The organism is Fulvivirga marina, assembly GCF_016775155.1.
Taxonomy (GTDB): Bacteria; Bacteroidota; Bacteroidia; order Cytophagales; family Cyclobacteriaceae; genus Fulvivirga; species Fulvivirga marina.
The window spans coordinates 584,551-599,554 of record NZ_JAEUGD010000066.1 but is presented as its reverse complement, the minus strand read 5'-3'; the positions used below and the strand labels follow the sequence as shown (position 1 = coordinate 599,554).

At 39.2% G+C, this 15,004-nt stretch carries 15 protein-coding genes; 6 read left to right on the top strand and 9 right to left on the bottom strand.

Translation table 11 applies throughout. The features are described from left to right. Positions 1 to 8 precede the first annotated feature (8 nt). The 3 genes from sufC to JMN32_RS22980 all read right to left on the bottom strand — a co-directional run bounded on the left by sufC (position 9) and on the right by JMN32_RS22980 (position 2,934). Entirely contained in the window at positions 9 to 770 is a 762-nt protein-coding gene (gene sufC / locus JMN32_RS22990; protein WP_202858734.1) for a Fe-S cluster assembly ATPase SufC, read from the bottom strand. A gap of 127 nt (positions 771 to 897) precedes the next feature. Beyond that, positions 898 to 2,343 carry a Fe-S cluster assembly protein SufB gene (gene sufB, locus JMN32_RS22985; RefSeq protein WP_202858733.1) on the bottom strand — a complete coding sequence of 482 codons (1,446 nt, stop codon included), beginning with the start codon at positions 2,341 to 2,343 and terminating at the stop codon, positions 898 to 900. 120 nt (positions 2,344 to 2,463) lie between these two features. Then, on the bottom strand, positions 2,464 to 2,934 hold the full coding sequence (locus JMN32_RS22980) for an Lrp/AsnC ligand binding domain-containing protein (protein WP_202858732.1): 471 nt from the start codon (positions 2,932 to 2,934) through the stop codon (positions 2,464 to 2,466). Between the two features lie 145 nt (positions 2,935 to 3,079). Between JMN32_RS22980 and JMN32_RS22975 the strand changes: the two genes are divergently transcribed. The 3 genes from JMN32_RS22975 to JMN32_RS22965 all read left to right on the top strand — a co-directional run bounded on the left by JMN32_RS22975 (position 3,080) and on the right by JMN32_RS22965 (position 6,888). Beyond that, the gene (locus JMN32_RS22975; RefSeq protein ID WP_202858731.1) at positions 3,080 to 3,301 is read left to right on the top strand and encodes a hypothetical protein; all 222 of its coding nucleotides are present in this window, start codon (positions 3,080 to 3,082) and stop codon (positions 3,299 to 3,301) included. Positions 3,302 to 3,400: 99 nt separating this feature from the next. Then, complete coding sequence (locus tag JMN32_RS22970) at positions 3,401 to 5,086, top strand: AMP-binding protein (RefSeq protein ID WP_202858730.1); 1,686 nt, start codon at positions 3,401 to 3,403, stop codon at positions 5,084 to 5,086. A 206-nt stretch (positions 5,087 to 5,292) separates the two neighbouring features. Then, positions 5,293 to 6,888 (top strand): ArnT family glycosyltransferase, encoded by a 1,596-nt coding sequence (locus JMN32_RS22965; protein WP_202858729.1) that lies wholly within the window; start codon positions 5,293 to 5,295, stop codon positions 6,886 to 6,888. Between the two features lies 1 nt (position 6,889). Here JMN32_RS22965 and JMN32_RS22960 read toward each other — a convergent pair whose 3' ends face one another. Beyond that, positions 6,890 to 7,657, bottom strand: coding sequence for a transporter (locus tag JMN32_RS22960; RefSeq protein ID WP_202858728.1), 768 nt, complete (start codon positions 7,655 to 7,657; stop codon positions 6,890 to 6,892). A 285-nt stretch (positions 7,658 to 7,942) separates the two neighbouring features. Here JMN32_RS22960 and JMN32_RS22955 point away from each other — a divergent pair, with 285 nt between their 5' ends. Both JMN32_RS22955 and JMN32_RS22950 read left to right on the top strand, forming a co-directional pair. Further along, positions 7,943 to 8,314, top strand: a complete 372-nt coding sequence (locus JMN32_RS22955) for a hypothetical protein (protein ID WP_202858727.1) — start codon at positions 7,943 to 7,945, stop codon at positions 8,312 to 8,314. A gap of 23 nt (positions 8,315 to 8,337) precedes the next feature. Then, positions 8,338 to 8,769 carry a tellurite resistance TerB family protein gene (locus JMN32_RS22950; RefSeq protein WP_202858726.1) on the top strand — a complete coding sequence of 144 codons (432 nt, stop codon included), beginning with the start codon at positions 8,338 to 8,340 and terminating at the stop codon, positions 8,767 to 8,769. An 11-nt stretch (positions 8,770 to 8,780) separates the two neighbouring features. On the opposite strand, the gene JMN32_RS22945 is transcribed toward JMN32_RS22950, so the two are convergent. Next, positions 8,781 to 10,160 carry a sodium-dependent transporter gene (locus JMN32_RS22945; protein WP_202858725.1) on the bottom strand — a complete coding sequence of 460 codons (1,380 nt, stop codon included), beginning with the start codon at positions 10,158 to 10,160 and terminating at the stop codon, positions 8,781 to 8,783. Positions 10,161 to 10,413: 253 nt separating this feature from the next. Between JMN32_RS22945 and JMN32_RS22940 the strand changes: the two genes are divergently transcribed. Beyond that, positions 10,414 to 11,865 carry a TonB-dependent receptor gene (locus JMN32_RS22940; protein WP_202858724.1) on the top strand — a complete coding sequence of 484 codons (1,452 nt, stop codon included), beginning with the start codon at positions 10,414 to 10,416 and terminating at the stop codon, positions 11,863 to 11,865. Here JMN32_RS22940 and JMN32_RS22935 read toward each other — a convergent pair. From JMN32_RS22935 to JMN32_RS22920, 4 genes are read right to left on the bottom strand one after another with little or no spacing between them, the layout of a single operon-like run. Beyond that, positions 11,862 to 12,665, bottom strand: coding sequence for a queuosine precursor transporter (locus JMN32_RS22935; RefSeq protein WP_202858723.1), 804 nt, complete (start codon positions 12,663 to 12,665; stop codon positions 11,862 to 11,864). The genes JMN32_RS22940 and JMN32_RS22935 overlap by 4 nt on opposite strands. Then, positions 12,662 to 13,582 carry a ribonuclease Z gene (locus tag JMN32_RS22930; protein ID WP_202858722.1) on the bottom strand — a complete coding sequence of 307 codons (921 nt, stop codon included), beginning with the start codon at positions 13,580 to 13,582 and terminating at the stop codon, positions 12,662 to 12,664. The genes JMN32_RS22935 and JMN32_RS22930 overlap by 4 nt, the downstream gene beginning before the upstream one ends. A 15-nt stretch (positions 13,583 to 13,597) precedes the next feature. Further along, the gene (locus JMN32_RS22925) at positions 13,598 to 13,981 is read right to left on the bottom strand and encodes an STAS domain-containing protein (RefSeq protein WP_202858721.1); all 384 of its coding nucleotides are present in this window, start codon (positions 13,979 to 13,981) and stop codon (positions 13,598 to 13,600) included. Positions 13,982 to 14,019: 38 nt separating this feature from the next. Beyond that, complete coding sequence (locus tag JMN32_RS22920; RefSeq protein WP_202858720.1) at positions 14,020 to 14,955, bottom strand: phosphoribosylaminoimidazolesuccinocarboxamide synthase; 936 nt, start codon at positions 14,953 to 14,955, stop codon at positions 14,020 to 14,022. Positions 14,956 to 15,004 lie beyond the last annotated feature (49 nt).

Below are 15,004 nucleotides of genomic sequence, written 5' to 3'. Positions count from 1 at the left end.
CAGTAATTTTACGTTGTAGTAGTATCTGCTTCTTCTTTTATCCAGTCGTATCCTTTTTCTTCAAGTTCAAGAGCAAGTTCTTTGCTTCCGGATTTTACTATTTTTCCTTTGTAAAGTACGTGCACATAGTCAGGAACGATGTAGTCAAGAAGTCTTTGATAGTGGGTTACTACGATCGTAGCATTGTCATTGGTTTTAAGTTTATTTACACCATTGGCAACAATACGTAGGGCATCAATATCCAATCCTGAATCAGTTTCGTCAAGTATAGAAAGCTTTGGCTCAAGCATAGCCATCTGAAAGACTTCGTTGCGCTTCTTTTCTCCACCAGAAAATCCCTCGTTTAATGAACGGCTGAGAAGGGTTTGATCAATCTCTACCAGCTTCATTTTTTCCTTCATCATGGTAAGAAAAGATACCGCATCAAGGGGTTCCAGGCCTTTATGCTCGCGAACCTCATTAAGGGCAGTTTTTAAGAAATTGGTTGTGCTCACACCGGGTATTTCCACAGGGTACTGAAAAGCAAGGAATACACCTTCACGAGCTCTTTCTTCAGGGGCAAGGTCCAGAAGGTCCTGACCCATATAAGTCACCTCACCTGCAGTTACTTCATACTCTTCACGGCCGGCAAGTACAGAAGCCAAAGTACTTTTTCCTGAACCGTTAGGTCCCATAATGGCATGTACTTCTCCTGGCTTCACTTCCAGATTGATACCTTTAAGTATCTCTTTTCCCTCAATTGATGCGTGTAAGTTCTTAATGCTTAGCATATTCAGTTATTCAGTTTACAGTTAGCCGCAGCCTGTTTCTCAATGTTCGGATTGTGATTGGCGGTTACTGTTTACAGTTATTAATTATTCAGTATTATTTTGTTAGTAAAACAATTCGTTTTTAAGGTTACCCAACGCTACCTTCGAGAGTTAGTGCTAGCAGTTTTTGAGCTTCAACAGCGAATTCCATAGGTAGCTGATTTAGCACTTCTTTACAATAGCCATTCACAATGAGGGCTACAGCTTTTTCCTCATCTATTCCCCTCTGAGTACAATAGAAAATCTGATCTTCACCGATTTTTGAAGTGGTAGCTTCATGCTCTATCTGAGCTGATTTGTTTTCTATATCTATGTATGGGAAAGTATGTGCTCCACATTTATCCCCCATAAGTAATGAATCGCACTGAGAGAAGTTACGAGCACCTTCAGCTCTTTTCATAACTTTTACCTGACCGCGGTAACTATTTTGTGAGTGCCCGGCCGATACACCTTTAGATACAATCCTTGATTTTGTGTTCTTACCTATGTGGATCATTTTGGTGCCGGTATCAGCTTGCTGCATGTTATTAGTTACAGCGACTGAGTAAAATTCACCAATTGAATTGTCCCCCTTTAATATACATGAAGGGTATTTCCATGTAATGGAAGAGCCGGTTTCAACCTGCGTCCATGATATCTTAGAATTGTCTCCGGCACAAATACCTCGTTTGGTTACGAAATTGTAAATGCCACCTTTTCCATCTTTATCACCAGGGTACCAGTTTTGAACCGTTGAGTATTTTACCTCGGCATCTTTTTTAGCATATATTTCTACTACAGCAGCGTGTAATTGATTTTCATCTCTTTGCGGGGCTGTACAGCCTTCAAGATAGCTGACGTATGAGCCCTCTTCAGCCACGATTAATGTTCTCTCGAACTGTCCTGTATTTGCTGCGTTGATCCTGAAGTAAGTGGAAAGTTCCATAGGGCAACGTACTCCTTTAGGAATGTAGCAGAATGAACCGTCAGAGAATACAGCAGAATTTAAGGCAGCGAAATAATTGTCACTAATAGGGACAACAGAGCCGAGGTGTTTTTTTACCAACTCCGGGTGCTCCCTTACAGCTTCGCTGAAAGAGCAGAATATGATGCCTAATTCAGCAAGTTTGTCTTTAAAAGTAGTGGCCACAGAAACACTGTCCAAAACAGCATCAACAGCTACACCTGTTAACCTTTTTTGCTCCTCCAGAGATATTCCCAGCTTTTTAAAAGTTTCTAAAAGCTCAGGATCTACCTCATTCAGACTCTTGGGTTTTGCTTTCTGCTTAGGGGCTGAGTAATAAATGATGTCCTGGTAGTTGATCTCAGGAAATCCAACATTGGCCCATTTAGGCTCTTTCATTTTAGTCCATGCCCTGTAGGCTTTTAGTCTCCATTCAAGAAGCCATTCGGGCTCCTCTTTTTTTGCGGAAATGAAGCGGACTATATCTTCATTCAGGCCTTTGGGAGCCTGGTCTGCTTCTATATCTATGTTCCAGCCGTGCTCGTATTCTTTCGAGGTAAATTCTTCTAAAATCTGGTTGTCTTTACTCATTCCGGTTATTTAGACTAATTTCAAATTACTATGCAAATGTACAACAAAATTTGTACTTTAAGGTTCCTGAGAGATAAATTTTGGTATTGAAAAAGCCTATTGAATGATAGTATAAATCAATCACTTCATCTCGAGTTGAATACTGCGATTAATGCTTTCTTCCAGAGATATCATGGTGTCGGTGCGAACTATACCTTCTACCCGTTGAATTTTATCATGAAGAACATCTTTCAAATGTTGGGTGTCCTTGCAATGTATTTTCGCAAACATACTATAATTGCCAGTAGTATAGTGTACATTGACAACCTCCTGTATTTGCTTTAGCTCAGCTATTACTTCATCGTAGAGTGCACTCTTAGATAAGAAGATCCCAATAAATGCTGTGATGTCGTATCCGAGTTTCGTATAGTCAAGGTTCAGAGTAGTACCTTCTACAATACCCATGTCTTCCAGCTTTTTCATCCGTACATGTACGGTTCCTCCAGATACAAAGACTTGTTTGGCTACTTCGGTGTAGGGTTTTTTTGCGTTTTTTAGCAAGATCTCCAATATTTTGAGATCTATATTGTCAATTTCATAATTAGCAGGCATGAATTAGCAGGTTAATTTTGTATTTGTTAATTGTGAAACAATTATATTAAAAATATTGTAAATAATTTGTATTATGATTAGTATTTTTTTAAAAATTGAATCCTTTTTCTACCTTTGAAATGTCAAACAAACACAATGTAGGGTGTTGAAACTGGCAGACAAGCCCTCCGGTCTCGAGGGTGGAGAATTCGGGATAAATTCCTTAAAGCATCCAATAGCAATGGGAACTAACCGCTTCGTGGAGGTTCGAATCCTCCCCCTACAGCAAGTTTCTTTAAGTTTAGGTTTATTGGAAAAAAAGATGGCTAGGAGTGAGGGCCATCTTTTTTCATTAAACCAAACAAAATTCTATTCTGATCCCGACTAAGCTGCTAAAGTGTTAGTTATGCATAACTTTTTGCCCGTTCTGTTCTGATATTCACTAAATTTTTGCAATATTGGTCGCGTAAACCAATGATTTTTATAAATGAGCGAGTTCCCCTGGGTGAAAAGATACCCAAAAAGTATTCCTGCAGAGATCGGTGAGATAGAGTATAAGTCTCTGGTGGAGATGTTTGAAGATTCATTTGCTAAAAATTCGGGTAAGGAGGCTTTTGAGAATATGGGAAAGGCCATCACCTTTAAAGAGCTCGACGTTTTATCACAAAATTTTGCAGCATACCTTCAAAATAAATTAAACCTAAAAAAAGGAGATACTATTGCCTTGCAAATGCCAAACATGTTGCAATATCCAGTGGCTTTGGTAGGAGCTCTCAGAGCAGGCCTGATAGTGGTAAATACAAATCCACTATATACTCCCCGTGAGATGGAACATCAATTTAAAGATGCAGAAGTTAAGGCGGTGGTTATCGTAGCTAATTTTGCTTCGAACCTGGAAAAGGTTATTAAAAATACTTCCATCCAGCATGTTATTGTAACTGAGCTAGGTGATATGTTGGGAGGTTTAAAAGGTAGCATTGTGAACTTCGTAGTGAAACACGTAAAAAAAATGGTGCCTTCATTTAATCTGCCCAATGCAGTAAAGTTCAAGAAAATCCTTTCTGAGGGGGGTAATTTTGAGTATAAGAAGCCTGAAATAGATCCTGAGGATTTGGCATTTTTACAATACACTGGTGGAACCACCGGTGTTTCTAAAGGAGCCCAGCTATCACATCGAAATATAGTGGCGCATACACAGCAGGTCAGACATTGGTTTTCTCCTCTTTTGGAAGAGGGGAAAACCGAAACAATGATAACAGCAATACCTTTATATCACATTTTTGCTCTCTCTGTAAATGGTATATTCATGTTGAGGATCGGCGCTAAAAATGTACTAATAACAAATCCACGTGATATGAAAGGGTTCGTTAAGGAACTGAAAAAACACAAGTTTACCCTGTTTACCGGAGTGAATACTCTTTTCAATGGTCTGCTTAACCAGCCTGATTTTAAGGATGTGGACTTTTCATCAGTAAAAGGTGCGATCGGCGGTGGTATGGCAGTTCAGGATGCTGTCGCTAAGAAATGGGAACAGGTGACAGGAGGTCCGTTGGTAGAAGGTTATGGCTTGAGCGAGACATCTCCCGTGTTGTCCGTTAACCCACTGGATGGTACCCATAAAATGGGAACAATTGGTTTACCTGTCTCAAGTACAGAAATGGCGTTATTTGATGAGAACGGAAATAAGTTGGGTAAAGGCGAAGTAGGTGAGATCTGTGCAAGGGGTCCGCAGGTAATGAGAGGTTACTGGAAAAGAGAAGCCGAAAGTAGCAAAGTGTTCTTCAAAGGAGGCTGGTTTAGAACAGGAGATATGGGACAGATGGACGATGAAGGCTTTTTTAAAATTGTGGACAGGAAGAAGGACATGATCAATGTTTCAGGCTTTAACGTTTATCCCAATGAAGTAGAGAATGTGGTAGCAGGTCACCCGAAAGTGCTTGAAGTAGCTGCAATTGGTGTTCCTGATCCAAAGTCTAATGAGGCTGTTAAGGTTTTTGTGGTGAAAAAAGACGATTCTCTCACTAAAGAAGAGCTTGATGCTTATTGTGATGAAAACCTTACAGGTTACAAAAGGCCAAAGCATATAGAGTTTACAGAGGCACTCCCTAAATCAAATGTAGGAAAAATATTGAGAAGAGAGTTGCGAGAACAAGAGGTTGCAACAACAAAATAAGTGTTGTCAACTAAAAGGATGAGTACTGTTTCTTGTACTGAAAGGTCGGGAAACAGTATTTTTTTTGTTACGTAAGTCTATTTTTGGAGAACTTTCTAATCGTGATTCAGGAGAGGCAGCCTTGTTAAATGTTTTTCTATTGTGTTGAGCTTCTTGACTTCATGCTTTATTAGATTTAGTTTTGCACATCTTTTAATCTGCATGTTTTGACCTCAATAAACAAATCCCGACTTCGCGTTTTTATAGATGAAAACCCTTTAAGGGCTATACTTTTTGCAGCATTGGTCTTGCGGCTTCTGGCTGCATTCTTTTCCAAAGGGTATGCTTTTCATGATGATCATTTCTGTGTAATAAGGGTGGCCAACAGCTGGGCGGAGGGTGTTCCTCAATGGTTACAGGGAGAGCATCCACCTAAGCATAGCATGGTTTATGCTGGAGCTAATGCTATTTTAATGTGGATAATGAGTGCATTAAGTATAGTGGACACTGAAGTGAAAGCTACTGTACTTAGGCTAGTGCATGCAGTATACTCAATGTTTGTGGTATACTTCGGGTATAAAATAGTAGAACTTATATCTAGTAAGAGAAATGCAATACTCGCGGGGTGGATTCTGGCGGTACTTTGGTTTATGCCATATCTTAGTGTGAAATTCCTGGCTGAATTGGTTTGTGTTCCTCCGGTTCTTGCTGGCTTTTACGTTATGTTAAAAGCTGAAAGGGGGCATGCGGGAAAATGGATTCCCTGGCTGCTAGCAGGGGTATTATTTGGTATTGCATTTACCATTAGGCTTCATATTGTACTGTTTGCAGGGGGACTGGGGATTGTGCTTCTTTTTAGGAAACAATGGCTTCAAAGTATTTTGTTTACTCTTGGCTTTTTGCTCATAACTTTTGTGCTGATTGGTATTCCTGATATGCTGTTTTTTGATTATCCGTATCAGTATGTAGTAGACTACTTTATTTACAATAGCGAAAATGCATATAATTATATTACGGGGTCGCCGTTTAAGTTTTTGTTAACCACATTCGGTTTTTTGGTTCCGCCAGTTAGTGTCTTTTTGATGTGGGGTTATTTAAAAACATGGAAGGTTGAGCCTAAAATATTCCTGGCAGTTTTGATCTTTTTTCTTGTGCATTCCTTTTTCCCTAACAAACAAGAGCGTTTTCTGCTTCCCATGTATCCATTACTTATAATAATGGGAGTAATAGGTTGGAATACTTTTAAAGATAAATCACGTTTTTGGAGCCGTCATGAAGTGTTATACAGAGGCCTTTGGAAGTTTTTTTGGACTATCAACGTTATTGCGGCTATAGCCCTTGCACTAACTTTTACTAAGAAAGACAGGGTAGCCCCGTTACATTACCTGTCACAACAGGAAGATGTAAGTGCCGTGATTATTGAGAGTGAGCGTGGTAAGGTAAAACAGCCACCTGTTTATTATCTTGGTAGCAATTGTGCTGATTTTGATGAGATTCAGAATGGAGAGCTGGGTTTTGGTCAGGTAGAGGTAAATGAAAAATATGCTGACCCTGAGTTTATAGTAACTTTTAATCTGGGTACTGAGAAAACAATTGAACAGCTTACCCATGAAATTGAAAGCACGGGTAAGCAGCCCAACTATGTGGTCTTTAAAGGGGATCAGAACTTTGATGCCAGAAAGAGTAGGGTACAACAACTTTTTCCAGGTAAACAGCTGGTTCTCATTGAAGAGATCAATCCTTCAAACTTTGATCTATTGCTCCATATCTTAAATCCCAGGGTACATCGCAATACCATGGCAAGGATCTATCGAGTAGAGTAGGTCATTTTTTGAAGTTTGTGTTCCATGCTATGCCCATGCTATAGAAAAAGTCTGGCGCATTGTCATTAAGAGGTAGACCTACAGAGGTGTCGAGCTGTAAATTGCTGCTTAAGAGATAGGTAAGCCCTGCGTCAATACTATGTGTTGATGGAAAACCCGTTGCAAAGTATCCGAATATTTCTGTAAAAGCACCGAATTTATCAGAAATGGAAGCACTAAATGCAGAAGAGTAAGCCCAGGTTGTTTCTCTTGAGTCATCCCAGTCAGCTCCAAAGCCATGTGACCAAGAGTATCGGTCATTGAAGACATGCTCTAGCAGCAGTCGTCCTCCGTAATTTATCTTATCAGTTTGAAACTCTTCTTTAGCAGGCTCAGGAAAGGAAATTGCAGTGGCTAAACTTATTCTGGGTATCCAGGAGTTTTGATCAATTAATTTCAGTTTAGGGCTTAGTACTAGCGGTGCTACTCCGGATAAACTGTTTTCGATATTGTAAGCATCGACTTTTAAAGTTAGGTAGTTAGCAAGAAGCCGCAGCTCTAACCATTCTGCCAAACCATATTTGATGCTCAGATTAGGAGAGGTGATGCTTTTAAAATCAATTCCCACAGCATCATACATTGTATTCATATAGCCCATTTCTATTTGAAATGTGCCTGGGGAGATCAGTTTAACGGCATCAGTTGTTGTAGGGCGATCCGTGAAGATAGTTTCTTGGGAAAATGTTGGGTATGAAGCTATTAGGAATAGAATGGTAAAAAAATGTTTCATGGGGTTTAAATGTTTTAGTTTTTATAGGTTAGGTATATGAAACAGATTGCTGACATCTGAATACTTAAATATGCGGATTACGGAGCAATAATCGAACTATTTATTGATCAATAAATTTTGTGGCGGTTTCATTTGATGAGAAAAAAATCGTATTTTTCATTAAGGTTATCATATAAAAGCTGATGTATTATTCAGGCTGTACAAGCATTAATAATTATATTCAATTGATTAATATTGTGTGATTAAATGTAGAGGTTGTGGGCCTCTGGGAAAATTTTTATAGTAATGAGTGATTTGATTAGAAACATTAAGCTGGAGCATTTTATTAACCTTGTGTCGGTAGCTTTTGCTGATGGTTTCATTGAGGATGTGGAAAGGGAATGTTTAGAGGAAAGGGCTATAGAATTGGGGCTTTTACCCGAGCAGATCATGTCGGTAATGGCCAATATAGAGAATCTTGAGTTTATTGTGCCCGAACTGTCTGAGGCGAAAGAAGAACAATTGGCAGATGTTGTTTTTATGTCTATGGTTGACGGTAATATTGAAGAAAAAGAGTATCTGCTATGTCTTAATATTGCTGAGAGGTTGGAATTAAAGAAATCCGACCTTGATGAAGTAATTGCATTGACTAAAAGACTATGGAGTCGAAATAATTAGAGTATTATATAAAGTTTGTTGTCATGATAGGATTTTTTGAACACCAGTACCTTGCTTTTAAAAAGAATCACCTGAGTAACCTTATAGCTCTGGCTAAAGTTGATGGACACCTGCATTCGGAAGAAGAAAAAATGCTTTACAAGGTAGGAGCCAAATATGGGCTTAAAGATCGCCAAATTGCCTTGCTGATAAGAAGTGATAAGAAGAATATTTTAAATATACCTGAGAGCCATGATCAGAAAATGAACCAGCTTTACGATTTGGTGATGATGGTTTATGCCGATAATGTGGTTGAGGACAGTGAGATCGAATTTTGTGAAGATCTAATGTCTAAATTTGGATTTAAGAAATCAGTGGTGAAGTGGATGATAGAGGTGTTCGAAAAAGGAAATCCTCCCACACCTGAGGCATGGGAGGATTTGAAAAAGGTTGCGGCAGAAAAATATGTTGCCTGACGGGATATTTATCAAATGATCGATATTCCGAAGAATTTATCTAACACAGTGTTAATAAAGATTAGCCCTAATAAAATAGGGGAGACGTATACAAGGATAAGGTTTATGGCTTTTTCCATAAATGATCCTTTATAGCTTTCGTTACCTTCACTTATCTCATCTGAAAGGTTCTGTGTCTTCCATTTTACAGCAATAAAGATCGACATCAGGCATCCACCGAGTGGTAAGCTTATATCGGAGAATACTTCAGATACGAAATCGAGAAATGATTTATCTCCATAAAAACCAAGAGATGAAAATGATTCTACTGCGCCTTGAGATAGCATGCTTGGCAGTCCTACGATAAAAATAAAAGCTGCCAACATCCAAACAACAGCTTTTCTGGGGAGCTTTTTCTCATCTACCAGGTAGGCTACAGGCACCTCAAGCAAAGATATCGTTGAGGTTAAAGCTGCAAAACAAAGTAGAAGGAAGAATCCACCACCAACAACCTTGCCTATAACAGGGCCCATGGCGTTAAATACTCCTGGTAGTGCAACAAAAACAAGTCCAGGGCCTTCTGAAGGCGTCTGGCCTTGAGAAAATACTAATGGGAAGATGAGCAAGCCAGCTAAGAAAGCTACAGATACGTCCATTACTGAGATCATGGCTGCAGATGAAATAATATTTTGTTTCTTATCAATATATGAGCCATACGTGATCAAGGCACCCATACCTAATGAAAGGGAGAAGAATGCTTGTCCTAAAGCGGAGTATATAGTTTCCAGGTTAAGTTTACTAATGTCTGGTAACAGGTAGAACTTGATTCCTTCAATTGCATTATCTAGAGTCAAACTGTATACGATTAATCCTAGGAGGATTACGTATAACATGGGCATAAGTATCTTAGACGCTCTTTCAATACCTCCTGAAACACCCTTAACTACAATGAATGCAGTGATGATCATGAAACATATTGAAAAGATGAGGTTATCCCAAATGTCACTTACATAACCGCCAAAGAAGCTTCTGAAGTCTTCTGATTGTAGCAGGTCGCCAAAGGATATCTCAAGAAAATAGCCAAATGCCCAGCCCGCTACTACGTTGTAAAATGACAGGATCATGATACCACATAGAATTCCGAAAAGTCCGATGGTACCCCATTTTTTTCCTCCAATTGATTTATAGGAGCCGTAAGCATCTTTTTGAGCTCGTCGCCCAATAGCTATTTCTCCTATCATAATGGGGAAGCAGATAAGAAATGTACAAATTAAATATACCAGCAGAAACATAGCGCCTCCGTTCTGGCCTACTTCGTAAGGAAATTTCCATATATTTCCCAAACCGACAGCTGATCCCGCTGCCGCTACAATAAAACCTATTCGGCTTGAAAAGCCTCCTCTATTTGCCATAATTTTTATTTTGAGGGCTGAAAATATGGACAATTTCTGATTATTCAAAAGAAAAACTGGACCCAGGGTGTATTTCTTGATATGCGGTAGTTAATTATTTTAATTAATCCCCTGAAAAGGGTGATTGTATTTGAAGGTCCAGGCTAATATTTAGAACACAAAGCACTCGAATATTGTATATTATGTAAATGGGTATCATACTTTCGCATTTAAAATATAACTTTGGTTCTGAGACCAGAATGTAAGAGATAAGATGGATTCACTAAGACAACTGACTACCAAAGAGAAGGCACTTCAAGTTAATCTGAATAAGCATATTTATGGATCGTTTGCGGAGATAGGAGCGGGGCAGGATGTCGCCGCTAATTTTTTTAAGGCAGGCGGAGCTTCAGGAACCATTGCCAAGACCATGTCAGCTTATGATATGAGCTTTAGTGACGCCATTTATGGTATGTGCGAAAGGTATGTCTGCGAGCCAAGATTGATGAAGATGCTGGAGCATGAGTATGACTTGCTGATCGAAAGGTTACCGCATAGAGCACCAACCTCGAAGTTCTTTACTTTTGCCAATACAGTAGAGGCTTTAAATTATGAGCGAACCAATCAACCGCATGGTTGGATAGGCTTACGTTTTCAATGTACCCCAGAGTCGGAATATAACGAGTGTATCATTCATGTTAAAATGCATGACAATGATGCTGTGTTACAACAACAAGCGCTTGGAATTATTGGTGTAAACCTCATTTTTGGGTGTTTCTGTATAAAAGACCCTGAAGAGCTGTTAGACTCTCTTTCTGATGGACTCACACCAGGAAGGATAGAAATAGATATGTTCAGGATATATGGTCCTGACTTCAGGCATGTAGATAACAGACTGATGAGTCTTAAGCTTGTTAGGAGTGGTATGACTTCTGCCGCTATGTTTGGTCCAGATGGTAATGTTATGCAGCCGTCGGAGGCACTGTATAAGAAGAATGTGCTTGTACTTCGTGGGCGCTTCAGACCGGTAACACATGTAAATGTAGATATGTTATTGACTGCCCGAAGGTACTTTAAAAATGAACCTGATGTTGAAAAGAATAAAATAGTGGTGCTTACAGAGCTCACGCTTAACGACTTGAGGACAGAAGGAGAAATAGATGAAAAGGATTTTCTGAATAGGGTAGATATTATCTGTTCATTAGGGCAGAATGTTATGATCTCTAATTATCCTGAATATTATAAGTTAGTCGATTATCTTTCAGGGATTACTAAGGGAAGAAAAATTGGTATAATTCTCGGTATCTATAATCTACAGCGTGTATTTGAGGAGAAGTACTATACTAATTTGAGGGGAGGAGTACTCGAGGCGTTCGGTACACTGTTTGGTAATAATGTAAAACTTTATGTTTATCCTTCGCACAAAGTGGGAGGAGAGGGACTCTATACGTTAGATAACTTTGAGCTACCAGATAATCTTCAGGGACTTTATCAATATTTAATTGATAATAGCAAGCTGGTAAATATCAAAGGAGCTAATGTAGATAATCTACATATTATATCAGACAACGTATTAGCGATGATTAAATCCGGCCAGGAAGGGTGGGAGAAGATGGTCCCCCGAAAGGTTGTTAGCGCCATTAAGGACAAATGCCTTTTTGACTACCCTTGTGAAATAGGGATTAATGCTGAAGAGGAAGAGGTTAAAAAGAAAAAAGCAGGTTAAAAGAATGAGCCGCTCTTGTTGGCAGCATCTTCCATCATTTCCTCTGCCCGGTTTCGACCCAAATACTTATCTATAAAGTGGTGTGCAATATAAAGTGTCGGAGTCATGATGATGGCAATGGCGAATTTGTATATGTAGTTAATAATACCGACTGACATGACCTGTGAGAATGTCCATTGGACATTGGTAGGCGCCAGTAAATAAAAAGCTATAAATAGGACTACAAAACTGTCAATTAGTTGCGATACTAAAGTGGAGCCGGTAGCTCGTAACCAAAGCATTTTGCTGCCCGTAATCAGTCGCAACTTGTGAAACACAAAAACATCGAGTAGCTGGCCTATTAAAAAGGCAGCAAGTGAACCTACAATAATTCTTGCACCTTGAAGGAATACTTTATCAAAGGCATAGTCCATATTGAAAGTATTGCCATCATCATCAGTGCTGTTGATTTCCATCCAGAAGTCTGCCGGGCTTAACCAACTTACGGCAGCTATAATGAGAAAGGCATAAGAGATAAAGATCACTGTCAGGAAACTAATCTTTTTCACGCCCTCTTTCCCAAAGTATTCATTAATAATATCTGTGGTTACAAACACAACCGGCCAAAGTACGACTCCGGCGGTCAGGTTAAAGTCCAGTACCCACCCTCCAAATAAATTGATTTGAGCAGGGTTAAAACCCAATGAGCTTTCTAATGAGAATATCTTAATGCCTACCAATTCAGCTAGAATGGCGTTGGTTAGGAATATACCGCTAAGAATTATGAAGAGGTTGGTCTTTTTATCAATGATGTGCTTCATAGGTCTGGTATGTCAATGGCTTCACCTTCTGTTGCAAGTATGGTATTGTTGAAAACGGCCTTTGCTTCTGTTAGAAAGGGGGTGACATCGTTGTATCGCGCTGAATAATGACCAATGACTAGTTGTCCGACATTGGCCTTTTTTGCGATTTCCGCGGCTTGGCTTGTTGTTGAGTGAAAAGTTTGGCTGGCCCACATTTCCCTTTCATTTAGAAAGGTGGCTTCATGATATAGTAAATCTACTCCTTTGATGTGAGGAATGATAGACTCCTCATACTTGGTGTCAGAGCAATAAGCATATGACCTGGATTTTCTAGGGGGTAATGTCAGGTCTTTGTTTCGGTGAAGAAGCTTACCCTGATCGTCGTATATATCTTCTCCTTTTTTTAGCAGGCCGATATGCGCCAAAGAAATTTTTTGAGGAAGTTTATCTTTATTGAGTCTTACTGGTTTGGATTTTTCCTTAAAAAGAAAGCCGCAGCAGGGTACACGGTGAAAAAGCGGAAAGCTGCTAACTTCAATGGTATTATCCTCAAAGAGTAACTCAGGTTCATTTGGGTTAAGTTCTTTGAATCGGATGTTGTAATTAAGTATAGTATCAGAATACTTCAGTTGTGTTGTTATAATTTCTCTTAAACCCTTTTGCCCGAATATGTAAAGGTCACTTTTTCTCCTTAGCAGGTGCATGGTGAAGATAAGGCCCATTAATCCCAGGTAGTGGTCACCATGAAGGTGACTGATGAAAATGTGATTGATACGGAGGGTTTTGCACTTATACCTTGAGAGCTGTATTTGCGTAGCCTCTCCACAATCTATTAGGAAGTGGTGGTTCTGCACGTTAAGCAGCTGGGCTGAGTGGTGCCTGCCGTAGGCAGGCATCGCTGAATTAGAGCCAAGTATTTTAAGTTGAAACGACAAGCTTTTTTAACCTACTCAATTCTCATCCTCACCCTGTTTCAGGTCATTCTCCAATTCATTCATAAACACAGCGTCAATGGCTTCTTCTACAGTAGGGAGAATATTCAATACACTGTCAAGTTGTGATATTTTTATCAATTTCATGGTGTGGTCAGAAAGCCCGGAAAGAACAAAAATACCTCCATTTTCCTGGATTACTCTGTTTCCAACAAGAAGAGCACTTAGCCCTGATGAATCAGTGTATTTTACTCCTGAAAGATCAAGTATAATGTTTTTTGCTCCTTCAGCATGAATAGTTATAAGTTCTGATTTCAGGTTGGGAGCAACATTGGAATCTAACTTCTCCTCATGAAGTTTTAAAAGACAGTATTTCTCTTGTTTATCTATAGTATATTTCATTTTTATTTATTTTTAGGCGGCTGGGAAACAACCGCGGTCTAACTCATTGCTTTTACAATACTATTTTTAATCCTCTCATTTACTTGATTATAGTCTTGCTTTTGAAATGATTCTCCTGTGAATTTCTCGTAAAGTTCAAGATACCTATCAGAAATTGAATTTACAACATCGTCAGTCATTTCGGGGATCTTTTGGCCATCCTTGCCCTGAAAACCCTTTGATATCAACCATTGTCTAACGAATTCTTTTGAAAGTTGTTTCTGAGGCTCACCTTTTTCCTGTCTTAGCTTATAACCCTCTGCATAAAAATACCTTGAAGAATCAGGCGTATGGATTTCATCAATGAGGTAGATGGTGCCATCTAGTTTTCCAAACTCATATTTAGTATCCACCAGGATTAATCCTCTTTCATTGGCCATTTCACTTCCTCTTTGGAAAAGCTTTCGGGTATAGTCTTCTAATTGAGTATATTCTTTTTCAGACACAAGTCCTTTAGCAATGATTTCCTCTCGGGAAATGTCTTCATCATGTCCTTCATGTGCTTTGGTAGTAGGTGTAATGATGGGCTCAGGTAATTTGTCATTTTCTTTCAGTCCCTCCGGCAGTGTCACACCACAGACTGACCTTTTGCCATCTCTATATTCTCGCCAGGCATGTCCGGCAAGATAACCCCTGATTACCATTTCTACAGGAAAGGTCTCACAAGTTATTCCTATAGCTACATTGGGATCAGGTGTTTGCTCCAGCCAATTGGGGCATATATCTTTTGTTGCGTTAAGATTTTTTGTTGCAATCTGATTTAATACCTGCCCTTTAAAGGGTATAGCTCGAGGCAGAATTACATCAAATGCTGAAATCCTGTCTGAGGCTACCATAGCCATCTTGTTACCAAAAAAATAGATGTCTCGCACTTTACCGCGATAGAAATTGGTCTGGCCTTCGAAGTCGAAATTTGTTTCTTTTAATGCATTCATAGGATACTAGCAAATTTAGCTATGAAAGCATATATTAAAAACACTATTT